Origin of the sequence: Gloeothece verrucosa PCC 7822 (assembly GCF_000147335.1) — a bacterium.
Taxonomy (GTDB): Bacteria; Cyanobacteriota; Cyanobacteriia; order Cyanobacteriales; family Microcystaceae; genus Gloeothece; species Gloeothece verrucosa.
This window is the reverse complement of sequence record NC_014501.1, coordinates 472,190-488,118: the sequence shown is the minus strand read 5'-3', so window position 1 is coordinate 488,118 and position 15,929 is coordinate 472,190. Positions and strand designations below refer to the sequence as shown.

Below are 15,929 nucleotides of genomic sequence, written 5' to 3'. Positions count from 1 at the left end.
GATTTATTGGTTAAAAAATATTATTAGAACACTACGAGATACATTAGATGGAGAGTCTTACAACCAAGAAGGCTTACTCTTTGGTATTCCTGACGCTGTAAGCATTATAAAGAATAAAACTGTGAATTTATTTTGTTTAGGAATTTAATAGCTATAGTCCAAAAAACAGGGAGAGGCATTCTCCCCCTGTCTTCTTTCCTCATGCTAAAGAGCGAATTTTCTCGATAATTCCTGCCGCCTTCTCATTAACCGGAATAAAGACTCGTAGCTTCCAATTAATCATTTCCGTCATGCAACCAAGGGCTTTCAGGCACATTACTTCTGCCTGTTGATGAACACCGATAATTTCTAAGCGTTGATTGCCCATTACAGATGATGAACGTAATTGCCAGCCTCGTACTAACAGCATCACTTCCTTACGTTGAGTAACAGCATGGAAAACCTCATCAGCCGTTAGTTTAGGAGTATTGGTAATGCCCAAGTTACGATACACTGACGCGATATTCTCCGCATGGACTAATCGACCAAGCAATTTCTCCCCGCTATCGGTCTGTAGCCTGAATACTCGCATATTAAGAGCATCTAAGCGATTCCATATCGGCAAAAGTAAGCCCGTAATCAAGTAAAATGAATCCACTTCAAACTCAGGGGCGTTACCCACTTCTTGCTGCCAGAGACGACTAAAAGTTTCTTGGGTTGTTTCCTCCCAAGTGGAAGCCCGAAATTGGTCAAGACTCATCTTTTCGTTCGATGCTGGACGAATTAGGTTAATCCGACGCACAATTGCTCCGTCATCGGTAACAGTGCTATTTGTAGGAATTGCGATCGCTACTCGACCAGAACGCTCGTTAACAACTAATTTCCCCTGATAGTTTTCGGACATTTCTAAAGCTTCAGGAAGTCTCAAAACACTAGCTTTACGTTTGCGCTCAATTTTGACGCAGTGGGTTTGTGCCCCTGTTTCTGGGTGAGTATAGATGACTTGTTGCTCTAAAATGCTAAAGTTGTCAGCCTTGAGGGTTTCTACTCCCGCCTCATAGCTTCCCGTAGCTAGAGCTTCCTCAATCTTACTCTCTAACCTGACCTCAAACTCCTCAAATAAAGCATTTTGAAGTTCAATCCGTAAAGCTAGGACACGATTGAGGAATTGGGAAATCGGTGGTAAGTCTTCCTTGAGGTTGCCTTCAGGAGTCGTCAAAGATAGTCCCGTGTATGCTTCAAAATCCTTTAAACAACAGCAATCGAGCTTTCCTGCGTAGAGTGCGAGATAGAGTTGCCGTAATGCGGCTTTAGCGTAGGGCGATTCTAGATTGTCCTCTTCTCGAAATAATCCCTGTCCTCCTGTTTGTCGCTGTCCTCGTGTCAGTGCCCCCAAAGAATCCAAGCGACGGGCTATCGTTGAGAGAAACCGTTTTTCACCTTTAACATTAGTAGTAACAGGACGAAATAAGGGAGGTTGAGCTTGATTTGTCCGATTGCTGCGCCCTAACCCTTGAATGGCTGAATCTGCCTTCCAACCGGCTTCTAAGAGGTAATGAACTCGTAAGCGTTGATTTCTGGCTTTAAGGTCAGCGTGATAACTTCTTCCTGTGCCACCCGCTTCAGAAAAGACAAGAATACGCTTTTTATCGTCCATGAATGCTCCAGTTTCGGCAAGATTAGCTGAACCCGAACGCTTTTGTAAGACTAGCCGTTCTCGCTCCCCTTTTGTTTCCTTGACGATGCGTTTAGAGCGTCCCGTCACTTCTGCCACGTTCTCATAACCGAAGTGTTGTATGATTTGGTCGAGTGCGCCCGGCACAGGGGGTAACAATCCCAAGCGTTCAATCAGTTCGTCTCGCTGCCTTAAGGCTTCCTGACACAAAACTGGATTGCCCTCGCTATCGGTTACGGGCCGAGAATATTCATTACCTTGCTCGTCAGTATAAATTTCATGCAACTGGACAGGAAACGAGTGCATCAGGTAATCCATCACATACTCTCTCGGTGTAATATCGACTTGTAAGTCATGCCATTGACAGGTAGGGATGTCTGCTAATCTTCGGTCTAAGAGAGCCTCATCAGTTGAGGTAATTTGAATCACGGCAGCATGACCATTAACTAAATCCTGTTCTATAGTTTTGAGCAAAGTTGGACACTTCATCGAAGTAATTAAATGGTTAAAGAATCGCTGCTTGTTGCTTTCAAACGCAGAACGGGCAGCAGATTTGGCATTACGATTTCGCGTTTTACCGGTGGGACTACTAATGTTAGTCGCTTCTAATGCCGCTTCTAGGTTTTGATGGATGATTTGGAAGGCATCAGCATAGGCGTTATAAATTGTAATTTGTTCATCAGTTAACTCATGCTCTAAAATGTCATACTCTACGCCGTGATAGGATAGCGATCGCGCCGTATATAATCCTAGGGCTTTCAAATCCCGTGAAACCACTTCTAGTGCAGCAATACCCCCTTTCTCCATTTCGGCGACAAAATCGGATTGGTTGGCAAAGGGAAACTCTTGGCTCATCCACAGTCCTAACCGTTGAGCGTAGGCGAGGTTATTAATCGTAGTTGCTCCTGTTGCAGAAACATAGAGGACTCTGGCTCTTGGTAATCCATGCTGTAACCTCAATCCCGCAACTCCTTGTAGAGACGGTTTCTTGAAGCCCCGTTCTCTCTTTTCTGCTGAAGCATTAGCCATACAGTGAGCTTCATCAAAGACAATTACACCCTCAAAATCTTTGCCGCACCAATCGATAAGCTGTTCGACGCGAGATTTCTTGCCCTGCTTGGCTTCAGTACGAAGGGTGGCGTAGGTGACGAAGATAATGCCTTCAGGGAGTTCAATGGGTTCACCTTGACGAAATTTGCTTAAGGGAATGATTTGCTCTCTTTTTCCCCCCAAAGCTGTCCAATCTCGCTGTGCATCTTCGAGTAAGGTATCGGATTTCGAGATCCAGATCGCTCTTTTGCGTCCTTGTAGATAATTATCCAGTAGGATCGCACCCACTTGTCTGCCCTTACCAACCCCTGTTGAATCGCCAATGAAGTAACCTCGACGAAATCTGACCGAAGCAGCTTCTTGGGTAGCTACAGAAACAATATCTAGGGTGTCATCAACTTGATAATTACCTTTGAGAAACTGACTGTGAGACTCTCCTGCATAAATTACTGATTCTAGTTGAGCGTCAGAGAGTATTCCTTGCGTGATGAGCAATTGGGGAAGCCGAGGTCGATAAGCGGGTTTTGGTGGGGCTAGACTGGCCATAGCCGCACTTTGAACCAGAGGCGACGGATGTTGAACTGCTCCTTCAATGAGGACAGTTTGGGGTTCGTAGGCTTCATAAAGACTATCACTAATCTCCTGTCCGCTTCCAGTCCAATCACGAGTAGTATAAGCGATTTCTACTATATCCTCAAAAGATACTCTGATATCTGGGTTATCTCGTAATTTGGCTTTGGACTGTATAGCTTGGGTTTGCTTAGTGATGTCATAAGAATCTAAAAGAAGCGAACCTACTTGAGTGACCGATTCAGGAGGGATCGTGTTGGCTTTTGCTTCAGTTATAGTAGTAAGTGCAAGACGTTCTGGTACGAAGCTTTCTACCAAGTTGAGCAACCCAGATAGGGAAACAACTTTATCAAAGCAGTTAACAAACTCATCCGGCTTCGGGGATGAAATTTTGTCGAATACTGTTAAGCGAGTCTCAGTAGTTGTTCCGTGCTTGGCATAAGCATTGCCCTCAATCGGACAGGAAAAGGCGACTTTTGCCGATTGTTGCAGTTTAATAAAGCTATCTCGCCATTGGGAGTTTAGAGGTGAGAACCAATTAGCCGTAATGACAACCAAACGGCCTCCTTTTGACAGTCTTGCCAGCGCTGAACCTAAATGTTTAAGGGTGGCAAACTGATTACGTTTTGCCATCTTCGGGGAAGCGGTAAAAGGCGGATTCATTACCACCACAGTTGGATGATATTTCTCGTCAAGATAATCGTCAATTTGTTCAGCATTGTGGCTAAATAAAGGGGCTTGAGGAAATATTTCCCCTAGAATGCTTCGACGTTGAGGACAAATTTCGTTGAGGATTAATTGCGCCCCACCAAGAGAAGCAAAAGAGCTTAAAATTCCTGTACCTGCACTTGGTTCTAATACGAGGTCATCGGGAGTGATTTGTGCGGCTACTGAAGTAATATAAGCCAGGGGAAGGGGGGTAGAAAACTGCTGCAACTGAATTGATGTCTCTGAACGTCTGGTTTGAGTAGGGCAGAGTCGATGTATTCGCTCAATTTCTCCAAGAATAGATAGAGAATTAGATTGGTTGAGTATTTCTCTACCTTGCTGTTGAATGAGCAGGATTTGAGCGATTTCTAGGGCTTCATAGGCATCTTTCCAAGCCCAAGACCCTACTGCATCAGAGCCGCCAAAGCTTTCGGTCATTAAACGAGAGAGGTTGGCATTAGTAATGGGTTGCCCCTGTTGTAGAACTGGTAAAAGTTGATAGCCTACTTTAATAAGTGGATGGGTTGAGGTAGGTTGTTTGGCTTCTTGTAATGGTTTTGTCGAAGCTTTAGGGCAGTTATCTAGCTCGAAAATATCTTCTAAAACCGCTCGAATTTCAGGGGAAGTTTCAGGGACTAAAGCCGTCAATTGCTCGATGGTTTCAAGTGCCGCACTTGCTCTGTCAAATAATAGAGTGAGTTGCTGGCTTTTGGTTTTCAATTGGGTGGAGATCACCTTTAATCTTTCAGTTTCTTCATGAATTTGAGCAAGGCGATCACCAAAAATTTGAGTGGGTTTAATTTCGCTCAACATAATAAGAACTTTCTTGAGTGGAATTTATTTAAAATTTCGGAGCAGGTTGAATCATTGATATATAATTAAGATTCAATCCTGCCTATAAAAAACGTTAGCTGGCTATTATTTCATCAATTTCAGAAATTTGGTTAAATACTGAGATTAGTTCAGGAAGTTGTTCCTCGATCACAGTTATTACATGATGGGAATCGTCTTTGAGGATGGTACAAATTTCGGCTTTAAGCAAGGCAAGAGACTTTTCAACTTTGCCGCATTTCTGTTGAATACCAAGAGGTTTACAAAGTTTACGGCATTGACGTTTTTTGAGGTTGTTAATCAATGTCTCGGTTTGGGTATAGAGGTTATTGTCTTGCTTAGGATTAGAGATATTTTCTGTCGGTAGTTCAGGATTAACTGGCTCAAAAGAAGCGTTTTCATTTTCTATAATGAGAGAAATTTCTTCTGATTCTGTTTTTGGTCTTAATTGTTCTTCAAAAGAGAGATCATCTACAGTATTGGTGTCGTCTAATTGAGATGAGCTTGCAGGGAGTGCTGGATGGACTGTAAAGAACTTCTGTGGTTGGTAAATCAAATTAGATACAGCACAGAAATAGACAGCGAAAAGAAAGATGGGGAAAAGAAATTCATTGATTGTAGCGTACATGATTTTTACTCCTGAATTAGGTAATTTGTTGTCTTGATGGCTGGTGCTTTCTGAAACGACCAGCACTTGCCAACAAAAAAAAGGCGTTAGCCAAATTCAGATCTAGTTTGATACAGCTATTTTTGGCTTGTTCCTGTTCGACAAGCAGAGGGAGCAGGAAACTAACGGGACTTAAGGCAAAAAAGCGGCTTAAAAAAGGCTGAAAACCTTATGTATTCAAATGTTTAGCTCGAAAATACATAAAACCTTAATACATATAGCTTTGAGGTCAATTTACCTCGACAGAGGTAAATTAACTGTCCTGTAAGGCTTTCAGCCCTTTTTATCCATTAAAACTGCCTAAGTCCCGCTAAGGAAAACAGGAGAGAGGTGGATTCGAGTAAATTTTTAGTAGTATTGAGATATGGTTAAGGAAATTTTTCGTGATCTAGTTGGGTCAAAAATGGGTATGAATTGGGTATTGTAATTTTTTAATATTAAGTAAAAGCTTTTTATGAAGGGAGTTTTAAAAACTAGGCATCAACTTTGGGGTAGTAGGGGTCGTGGGTTCAAATCCCGCCGCTCCGATTTAATTGGAAAGCTCATAAATCAAAGCTTTCAATCTCTAAGACAAGGGATTGACAACCTATCTGTGTTTGGTCAATCCCTATATTAAGTAGGTGGACAAAATTAAAGTTAACTGTGAGATTGGGCAATGGGGTTGCGGGGAAAGGGCAATGGGTAAGAGTTAGGAGAGTAAAACATTTCTTAATACAGAAAGCTTTATTTATGTCCAGGTACTTACAGCCAATTTGCTAACTATTAAACGGCTTTCTTTAATGGTTTCGCTCAACGGTGGCTGACTATTAAACTCTCTCCAGATGGCTGCACCGCGTAAACCCTCAGTTTCCTTTTGCCATAGTTAGCTAACTGATGGGAGTAAGACTGCATTGCTTGATTTAGCTCTTTGAACTCCTGAGTAGTTACTTTACCGGATTGATGGTATATCTCGACTCGAAAATATTGCTCACAAGTGCCATTCAGACTTGTGGAGCTTGTGGTATCGGTTGCCTGAGTGTAGGCGCGTCCGATGGCAGACTTAAGCGATCCCATCTCTCCCAAAACCTTGAAAATGTCCATTATTGTTTCCTGGTCTATATTTTATATCCCTAAGCTACGCGAAAATTAGAATAGCTCCTGTGAGCTTGATCACAAAAGGATATTTGTAGAAAGCGAGCGCTTATGCCCGCAAAACAATACACTTTTACTCTTTCTCTTAACCGACCTCAGCATTAAGTCTTTTGATAGATTTAAACACAATCATTTAGCTGTATATTGAAATTATTAAATGAATATAACTATATGTAACGATTTATACGGAAACCTGCCAAGGGGACAAACCCCTTGGATAAAACTTTTATCGCTCTGGCGGGTAAAATCTAGGATAATTGACGGGCAACCATCGCATCATTTATCCGGTCCAAAGATATTGCCCCAGGGCCACTCGTCGCCAACCCTTTAAGCCAGAACCTTTGGACAAGACATTATTAATGGCTTCTGCCGCTTTTTTTTTGTGCTTTTCAGCTATCCCATCTGGATAAAGCCAATCTAAAACTTGAGGGGTAGTCATACTATGAGGATGATGTTCTTGCAGACAAGCACGGATGGCTGCTGTAGTTGTTCCATAGGCGGCTAATTTTGCTGAATAGGGTAAGCGGGCACTCTGGGCTACATGAGCCGACTTTTTAGGTTGTGAGAGATTTTTAGAAGAATGCCATAAATCTGGAAATTCCTTGAGATCAATGGTCCAGCATTCCGGAGAGTCTGGCATCGCGTACCATTTTTTTTCTCTTGCGCCCTCTTCTAGGAGTTTTTTAGTGGCTTGAGTCATTTCCTCGAGGTATTGATCCGGCACTAAGCCATAAAGTTTTCTAACAATATAATTAATCTGTAAAATCTTACCGCGATTACGCTCAAGAAGGTCCTTGAGTTCCTCTGTCATGGTGGCTCGGCCTTGTTTGAAGAAAAGAGACTCACCGCTTAAGTCGGGTTCATCCGAAGATGGCAACTCTAATAAAGGGGTAATATCTTCTAAGCGAATAGAATGGTCGTCCGAGTCAAACTCACCATGAATGGCACTAAAATCCGGTAGCAGGCTAGGAGTTAACAAAGCTTCTATATGAGCTAGTTGTTGAGCCGCTAATGCCATCGCTCGCTGATGATATTCTACTAACTGGCGATAATAATCTGCTAGTTGATTTAAAACCTGATTATTAACTTTAGGGGGGGGGGGTGGAGGAGGAAAATTTAACATAGCTGTTCAGTGGCTCCTGTTAGGTTTTCGGTTTTTCACAACGGAGACATTTACTAGCGACTCCATTGCATTTGTTGCCATATTTGGGACAGGTTGTGGCATAAGTTTCTCTCTCTACTTCATCATGGCAATAACTACAGATGAGCCGGAAAACCCGAGTATGAATGGTTCGATAATGAGACCTAACGGTATATTCTTGGACGTGGACTTTTTTGCTTGGCATAGTTCAGAAATTTGTTAATCTTTTCTTATTGTTGCATAAGGGGGAAAGTTTTATAGGTATCGGAAGTTATAATTGGGGTTAATTCTCAATTCCTAATCGCTTTTTCCCTCGATTGTTCAAATTTCTGTCAAAATTTGCTTACATAGTCTTAATCAAAGACTTAATGGCTTTCATTTGATGGCGGCTTACCAACTTACATCCGCTCTAAAACTGAAATTCCTAGCAAAAATAATCCTAATTTTAAGGTTTTTGCTGTTAAATCACATAAGATTAAGCGGGATGTTTTAATGGGATCTTCTGATTTTAAAACTGGGCAAGTTTCATAAAACTTATTAAATTTTTTGCTCAGTTCATATAGATACTCACACAATCGATTGGGCAGTAAATCTCTTTCTACATCTTGAATAACTTCTGTCAATTGCAAAAGGCATTTACTCAAAACTAATTCTGCCTCTTCTGTGAGGAGAACACTCGCTCCTTCATCTAACTGGTTAAAATCTATATTTCCTTCTCTACTAATACTTTGTACACGAGCATAAGCATAGAGCATATAGGGTGCTGTATTGCCTTGTAAAGCCAGCATTTTATCATAACTAAAAATATAATCACTGACTCTATTTTGACTTAAATCAGCATATTTAATCGCACTAATTCCTACGCCCTGAGCAACATGATTAATAAATTCCTGGGATTCAGTACGTTCATCGCTGCTTAGTCTTGTTTCTAAATCTCGGCGAGCATGAGCAATGGCTTCATCAATTAAGTCTTTTAATTTAATCGTTTCTCCTGAACGGGTTTTTAATTTTTTCCCGTCTTCTCCTTTAACAATTCCAAAAGCCACATGAACAACTTCTACATTCTCCGGCAAAATCCCGGCCTTTTTAGCCACTTGGAACACCTGAGCAAAATGATTAGCCTGCCCGGCATCAGTCACATAAATAATTCTTGTGGCTTGGTCTTGTTCCACCCGGTATTTCAAAGCAGCTAAATCTGTCGTCGCATAGTTATATCCCCCATCGGATTTTTGCACAATTAAAGGTAGGGGTTCTCCCTCTTTATTGGTAAATCCTTCTAGAAATACACATTTAGCACCTTGATCCTCAGTTAATAATCCTTGTTCATCTAACTGGGTAAGGATTCCCGACAGCATAGGATTGTAAAAAGATTCCCCTCTCTCTACCAGTTTAATATCAAGAATATCATAAATTCCTTGAAATTCCCGTCGAGATTGTTCACATAATAATTGCCAAGCATGGCCGCTATCATTGGCTCCTGCTTGTAATTTAACCACTTCTTGTCTTGCTTCTTCTTTAAAAGTTTCATCTTCATCAAAGCGAATTTTAGCTTTTTTATAAAAAGAGACTAAATCCCCTAAATCGAGAGCATTGGCAGTGGTTAAAGCGTCTGGATAAACTTCTCTTAAATAAGCAATTAACATCCCAAATTGAGTTCCCCAGTCTCCCACATGATTAAGACGTAAAACCTCATGACCTCTAAATTCTAAAATTCTGGCCAGACAGTCGCCTAGAATGGTAGAACGTAGATGTCCTACGTGCATTTCTTTAGCAATGTTTGGACTAGAAAAATCAATGACGATTTTTTGAGGAGGAGCGGCTTTTTCTACACCTAAGCGCGGATCTTTTTGAAGGATGCTAATTTGATTTTCTAAATAACTCCGTTTCAGGGTAAAGTTAATAAAACCAGGTCCTGCAATTTGAGGCGGTTCGCATAAATCACTGATCTCTAACGCCTTGACTAATTGTTCTGCTATGGCTCTTGGAGATTGTTTTAAGGGTTTAGCTAAAGACAAGGCTACATTAGACTGATAGTCTCCAAACTTAGGATTCGTTGCCGGTACAACCAACCCCTCTATCTCAGTGAAATCTTGCTCAAATGCGATTTTTAAGGCTTGAGTAAAACGTTGCTTGAGTTGTTCGATAATAGAAATCATAAGAGTTTTTTGATCTGATTTTAAACGTGAAAATAATTCAACAGTTAGAAGATCTTCCCCCTTGGGTGATCGTTTTGATTAGCTTATTCTTGATAGCACTCATTGCTGTGATCGACTATATCATCATCATTGACATTTCTCTATCCATCTTTTACCTTATCCCGATTATCCTGGTTACTTGGTTTACTAGGCTACGTATGGGGATTTTATATTCTATCATTTGTGCTTTTCTTTGGTTTTTTGGTGAGATCGTCTCCAAAAGCTATCCTTATCCCTGGATACCCTATTGGAATGTGGCTGTTAGACTAGGCTTCTTTTTAACGATAACCTATCTTCTGTGGGAATTGAAAAAAGTCTATCAACGAGAAAGACACTTGGCTAGAACAGATGGACTAACCGGCATCACTAACCGATGGTTTTTTTTAGAATTGTTAAGTTGGGAGGTAGAGAGATTTCGCCGACATCAACGTCCTCTTACTTTAGCTTATCTGGATGTAGATAATTTTAAAACGGTTAATGATTCTTATGGTCATAGTGTGGGCGATCAACTGTTACGCTCCCTTAGCCATACCCTTAAGACTAACATTCGTAGCGTAGATATTGTCGCTCGCTTAGGTGGAGATGAATTTGCTTTGCTGCTCCCTGAAACTGATTATAGGTCTGCACAAGTGGTTGTAACTCGCCTTCAGGATAAACTTTTAGCGGCGATGGCTGTAAAATCTTTTCCTGTAGGTTTTAGCATAGGGGTAGTGACCTTTTTAAGCCTACCAGAATCTATCGATGAGATGATCGAGTTAGTGGATCACTTGATGTACGATGTAAAAAATAGCGGCAAAAATCGACTTAAGCATGAGGTCTTCTCGGCTTCGTCTTGAGCCTTGTAGAATTTATCAGTCATGAAACCATCATCAATTGTATTATTTGCTATTTTGACATTCATTTGCGCTTGTCAGCGTCCTTCAGATAAAATTAAATCCACTCCTTCCCTTCAAACCTCTGTGAGTGCCAGCAATATTCCTGCTAAACAGTTGATAGCTACCCAACCGTTAACCCCTCAACCAATTCGCATTACAGTAAAAAATTTACCCTTACCTTACGCCAGTAATAGTGCCTCTAAGCCGCCTCAAGTAATTCCCATTCCTAATCATCCCACATTAAAAGTTCCCCAAGGGTTTGAAGTCAATATTTTTGCCGAAAATTTAGAGCAACCTCGCTGGTTAGCGTTAACGCCTACAGGAGAAGTTTTAGTGACAGAAACTCGTCAAAATCGCATTCGCCTTCTCAAAGATACAAATAATGATGGTGTAGCTGATGAATATAAAACTTTTGCAACCGCATCTAATGGGTTAGAAATTCCTTTTGGCATAGCTTTCGCTAGTCAATACTTTTTTTTAGGTAATCATAACCAAGTTCGCAGATATCCCTATCAAAAAGGACAACAACAACTGCAAGGAAAAGGAGAAAAAATTACCGATTTACCTGGGGGGGGATATCGTCAGCATTGGACTCGCAATGTGATTGTTTCACCTGATGGACAAAAGTTATATGTTTCTATTGGTTCTCAAACTAATGCCGATGTAGAACCGCTTCCTCGTGCCTCTGTACAGATCATGAATTTAGATGGTTCAAATCGACAAACTTTTGCTGATGGGTTGCGTAACCCTGTGGGATTAGATTTTCATCCTCTGACTCAGCAATTATATACCACTGTTAATGAGCGAGATGGGTTAGGGGATGATTTGGTGCCTGATTATTTAACCCGCCTTGAAAAAGGGCAATTTTATGGCTGGCCTTATACTTATTTGGCTCCTCAATTACTAGACCCTCGTCATCAAAAAAGTGTTAATCCTCAGTTAGCGGCTAAAACTTCTACACCTGATGTTTTATTTCAAGCGCATTCTGCCGCCTTGGGCTTAAAATTTTATACTCAAAAGACTTTTCCCGAAAAATATCATAATGGTGCATTTGTTGCCTTTCGCGGTTCTTGGAATCGCCATCAAGGAACCGGCTATAAAATTGTTTTTGTTCCCTTTAATAATCAGGGAAAACCGTTAGGCTATTATGAGGATTTTTTAACCGGCTTTCTGGTTGAGCCATCGGTTCCGTCTACTTGGGGAAGACCGGTAGGATTATTGGTTTTACCTGATGGAAGTTTATTATTTACCGAAGAAGCTAATGGCAGAATTTATCGGATTCAAAAGAAAAAGTAACAGCAATTAAGCCGAGATTTATCCGACTTTAAGATACAATAAAATAAACTCTCTCGTGGCGTGACGATATGCAAACACCTATTACTGAGAAAGTTCGTTGGACAACTGCGGATTTAGACTTGTTGCCTGATAATGGCAATCGCTATGAGATTATAGAAGGAGAGTTATTTGTGGCCAGGGCCCCCCATTGGAAACATCAACAAGTTGCTGACAATATCTGTACCGACTTAAAGCGGCAATTAATCCCAAGAGCAAGGAAAAATGGGGCGACAAAAAATTAACTTAAATTTAAAGCAAATTCTCATTAACCACCTTAAAAACCCCGTTAAAGCCAGCAAGACCCGATTTTTTTTCTTTTTCCCTCCTGACGATCACCAAAAAATAGAGTATTTTAGGAGTTAAAATTATAAGTTGCTGTCAGTTATGTTACAAAAAGTTAAAAGTTTAGCACTTCTTACTTCTGTTTGTACGATGCTCAGTGGAACAGTGGGTCCGTTGGCGGCTAAACCGGCTCCCTCAACACAAAATCAAAAACCCCAATCTACTACAGAAACAATCTATGAAAAAGCTAAACAAGAATTACCCCAAGATGTTTATATCGTTTATCGTATTGTAGATCGTCTTGCCAGAGCCAACGGACTTGATGAACATCCTTGGCGTATTGGTATTGTTCAAGAATATAACATCAATGCCTTTGCCACAGAAGCCAATTTAGTCGCTGTTTATAGTGGTTTATTAGATCAATTAGGGGGTGATGCGAGTGCGCTGGCCTGTGTCATTGGTCATGAAATGGGACATCACACAGAACGCCATCTGGCCATCGGGCCCACTGAACAAGCCGCCTTACAAGCACAAATCCAACAAGAGGCCGAACAACAAGTTAAACAAGAAATAGAATCGGCTAATTCTGAAGCGACAGGGGCCTCTGTGGGGGGTGCTGTGGCTAGAGGGATTGGTAGTTTTTTTGGCGGTTGGGGTAGTGTAGCCGGTAATGTGGCCGGTTCGGCGGCGGATAGTGCGGCTCAACAACGGATGGCTAAGGCGCAAAAAAGAGTTGAAGAAATTGTCGCCCAAAAAAATGCTGAATTACAGGAGAAAATCGCTCAACAAAGCAGAACCCATGAATTTGAAGCTGATGAAAAGGGATATATTTATGCAACGACGGCGGGTTTTGATCCTCAAGGATGCGTGAGAATGTTAGAAGTTTTAGGGAGAATGCCTGGGTCTGAAGTAGATAGCAGCCATCCGGCTGTTCCTAAACGTATTGAAAGAATGCAGCAGTTAATGACCGAACGTCCTGCTTCTACTTTAGTCCCATTAGGAGAGTCGAGAATTAAAACCTCTCAACCTTTAACTTATGAACCTTCTAAAGATGGACAGTCTTTAAGAATTAATTCTCGTCATGGCGGCAACGCGGGAGACTTTTTTGATCAACAGTTTGGTAAATAGTTTCTCAGCTTAAATCGAGACTGAGTTGTCTGAAGTTGAGGGGAGTGTCATCTGAGTGAGGGCTTTTAAAACTTGTGGATGTATGTTGCCGTTACTGACGACAATCCCCCGATTTTTACTCAATTTAGCACCAAGGGAAAAATCTAAGGGTTTACCCTCTAGGTCGCTAACCTTTCCTCCTGCTTGTTCCACAATAATTGAACCGGCCGCATGGTCCCAAATATTTTCTTGATACATGGCTCGAGCTAAAGGAATCCGCAAATATAAATCGGCTTCTCCTCGGGCCACAGCCCCATATTTAGCTTGTGAGTCCATCTGTTGAGCCGCGCCGCTTAAACCCAGGGTTTGATCTAAAATAATTTGTAAACTGCGATCACTATGGGCTGATTCTACACTTTCAATGCGCCGGATTTTTTCGATTTGATCGCTGTCATTAACCCGAATAAACTGAGATTTTTGAGTGCCTATAGAGATCATCTCTGTTGACTGGCCTCTAATGGCGAGAAAAATTACCCCTTGATCTCGGTTAGGTTGACGAAAATCTGCCGCTAAAGCCGGACAGGCCAAAATTCCTAATTTAACTTCTCCTTTTTCTACTAAGGCTAAAGCAATGGCGTATTGATCGCCGCGAATAAAACCTTTAGTGCCATCTATAGGATCTAAAGTCCAGTAACGAGAGTGCGGAACTCGTTCGGTGCCCCAGGCAATTTGGCCATTTCCTCGGTTGATCCAATCAATCACATCAGGTGGTGTTGTCCCTGGAATAAGCTTTTGAACTTGCTGAGTTACTGTCTTTAAAGAGTCTGCTAATTCAGGTTGCTCTAAAAAGGTAGCATCTTCTTCGGCGATAATGGGATCATCAGGGAACGCTACCGATAACCCTTGACAAATGATCGCCTGAGAACCGAAGTCAGCTATAGTAACCGGACTAGCATCGGCTTTTTTTAGAGTTGCCCAGTTTTGCTGGTGGCGGACTTGTTGACACAGTTGGGCGGCGGCGGTGACTGTTGTGATCGCTATTTGTTTTTCTTTTTCGTAATTAGTCATTAGTCGTTAGTCGTTAGTTATTGTGTTGCCTAAAAAAGTAGGAAACCCAAGGCGAATAATATCCCACTGAAAAAATGAAGATTTACGGCTAAAAACTTGCAATTGCTGACTTTTTCAGGTTGATCGTGGTATTGCTGAACATGACTCGTCAAAGCGATCGCAAAGGGTAAACTGAGGACAACCAGTAAAGTTCCGAGGGGGTAAATTCCTAAGCCAATCAACAAAACTGTCAAAACATAGAGACTTGCTGTACTCCACTTTAACAGTTTAGCTCCTCTGGCCGTACCCAGACGGACAATAGGTGAACGCTTGCCGGCTGCGATATCATCTTCTACCTGATGAAAATGCGAACAAAATAAAATGATCGAAGTGCTAATGCCAATAAACACTGAACCTCCTAGCATCGTGGCTGAGAAACTTTGAGTCTGTGAATAGTAAGCCGCCGTGATCGCTAATGGTCCAAAGGCAAAAAAACAGATAATCTCGCCCAAACCCTGGTATCCTAGACGGAAGGGAGGGCCTTGATAGCTATATCCCAAGGCACAACACAGAAGAATAATTTCTAAGACTGTCCAATCTTGCTGCCACCAAGCAATCGCAAAAATTCCTAAAATTCCTAATCCCAAACAGAAATTACTTAACCCAAAAATTAAGGGTTTATTTCCTGTTAAATTTACGACAGAATGGGTTTTATTTTTATCAATGCCGGTTTCTGAATCAAACACATCATTGCTGAGATTTTCCCACGCTAAAATTAAAATAGCGGATATTAAAAAGGTCAAAAATATGCTGAGATTTAGTCGATGAGTTTCTCGAAAAGCTATGGCTGTTCCAGCGATAATGGGCATAATTGCAACGCTATACATTGGGGGTTTAATGGCAGCCAGCCACAACTTTTTTTTAGAGGGTTCAATTATCGGGGTTGTAGTCATAATACACCATGAAGCTGCTGATGGACAATGTAAGTTTTTTCTAATGCAAAAATTGTATCAGTCAAAGAGCAACAACCGTTAACTTAACATTCAAAAGTTACCTAAACCCGGAGATAGGCTAGGGTGTTTGGGAGCCGAGAAATACAACCATTGGAAAACTTGATAGCCTGACAACCCAAACGGTCTAACCTCGTCGATATCAAGGGAGAAAATCAAGTTTTATTGCTGATGAAATCCCCTCTATTTTATTGATGGAGATTGCCTACAGCAAAAACCTACTCAACCGTTGTTAATGACTATCTTACCCTTCTTCGATACTATAGATAGGGGAGTGCCGAACTTGTTCGACACCTCAGTTAATATAACCAGGAGGTTGTAACATT

At 41.4% G+C, this 15,929-nt stretch carries 12 protein-coding genes; 4 read left to right on the top strand and 8 right to left on the bottom strand.

All coding sequences use genetic code 11. The features are described 5' to 3' along the window. Nucleotides 1–199: 199 nt before the first annotated feature. The 6 genes from CYAN7822_RS02155 to argS all read right to left on the bottom strand — a co-directional run bounded on the left by CYAN7822_RS02155 (nt 200) and on the right by argS (nt 9,908). A complete protein-coding gene (locus CYAN7822_RS02155) occupies nt 200–4,795 on the bottom strand; it encodes a bifunctional class I SAM-dependent methyltransferase/DEAD/DEAH box helicase (protein WP_013320603.1) in 4,596 nt (1,531 codons plus the stop codon). Nucleotides 4,796–4,889: 94 nt separating this feature from the next. Next, nucleotides 4,890–5,441, bottom strand: coding sequence for a hypothetical protein (locus CYAN7822_RS02150; protein ID WP_013320602.1), 552 nt, complete (start codon nt 5,439–5,441; stop codon nt 4,890–4,892). Between the two features lie 828 nt (nt 5,442–6,269). Next, nucleotides 6,270–6,560 (bottom strand): hypothetical protein, encoded by a 291-nt coding sequence (locus CYAN7822_RS02145; protein ID WP_013320601.1) that lies wholly within the window; start codon nt 6,558–6,560, stop codon nt 6,270–6,272. Between the two features lie 331 nt (nt 6,561–6,891). Then, the gene (locus CYAN7822_RS02140; protein WP_013320600.1) at nt 6,892–7,734 is read right to left on the bottom strand and encodes a hypothetical protein; all 843 of its coding nucleotides are present in this window, start codon (nt 7,732–7,734) and stop codon (nt 6,892–6,894) included. A 19-nt stretch (nt 7,735–7,753) separates the two neighbouring features. After that, complete coding sequence (locus CYAN7822_RS35460; RefSeq protein WP_013320599.1) at nt 7,754–7,957, bottom strand: hypothetical protein; 204 nt, start codon at nt 7,955–7,957, stop codon at nt 7,754–7,756. Nucleotides 7,958–8,150: 193 nt separating this feature from the next. Then, a complete protein-coding gene (gene argS / locus CYAN7822_RS02135) occupies nt 8,151–9,908 on the bottom strand; it encodes an arginine--tRNA ligase (RefSeq protein WP_013320598.1) in 1,758 nt (585 codons plus the stop codon). Between the two features lie 26 nt (nt 9,909–9,934). On the opposite strand from argS, the gene CYAN7822_RS02130 reads away from it, so the two are divergent. The 4 genes from CYAN7822_RS02130 to CYAN7822_RS02115 all read left to right on the top strand — a co-directional run bounded on the left by CYAN7822_RS02130 (nt 9,935) and on the right by CYAN7822_RS02115 (nt 13,567). After that, a complete protein-coding gene (locus CYAN7822_RS02130; RefSeq protein ID WP_013320597.1) occupies nt 9,935–10,783 on the top strand; it encodes a GGDEF domain-containing protein in 849 nt (282 codons plus the stop codon). Between the two features lie 21 nt (nt 10,784–10,804). Next, a complete protein-coding gene (locus CYAN7822_RS02125; protein ID WP_013320596.1) occupies nt 10,805–12,118 on the top strand; it encodes a PQQ-dependent sugar dehydrogenase in 1,314 nt (437 codons plus the stop codon). Between the two features lie 68 nt (nt 12,119–12,186). After that, nucleotides 12,187–12,399 (top strand): Uma2 family endonuclease, encoded by a 213-nt coding sequence (locus CYAN7822_RS37400; protein WP_013320595.1) that lies wholly within the window; start codon nt 12,187–12,189, stop codon nt 12,397–12,399. Between the two features lie 142 nt (nt 12,400–12,541). Beyond that, nucleotides 12,542–13,567, top strand: a complete 1,026-nt coding sequence (locus CYAN7822_RS02115; protein ID WP_013320594.1) for a M48 family metallopeptidase — start codon at nt 12,542–12,544, stop codon at nt 13,565–13,567. Nucleotides 13,568–13,576: 9 nt separating this feature from the next. On the opposite strand, the gene CYAN7822_RS02110 is transcribed toward CYAN7822_RS02115, so the two are convergent. Both CYAN7822_RS02110 and menA read right to left on the bottom strand, forming a co-directional pair. After that, a complete protein-coding gene (locus CYAN7822_RS02110) occupies nt 13,577–14,614 on the bottom strand; it encodes a 3'(2'),5'-bisphosphate nucleotidase (RefSeq protein ID WP_013320593.1) in 1,038 nt (345 codons plus the stop codon). Between the two features lie 29 nt (nt 14,615–14,643). Beyond that, nucleotides 14,644–15,546, bottom strand: a complete 903-nt coding sequence (gene menA / locus CYAN7822_RS02105; RefSeq protein WP_013320592.1) for a 2-carboxy-1,4-naphthoquinone phytyltransferase — start codon at nt 15,544–15,546, stop codon at nt 14,644–14,646. Nucleotides 15,547–15,929 lie beyond the last annotated feature (383 nt).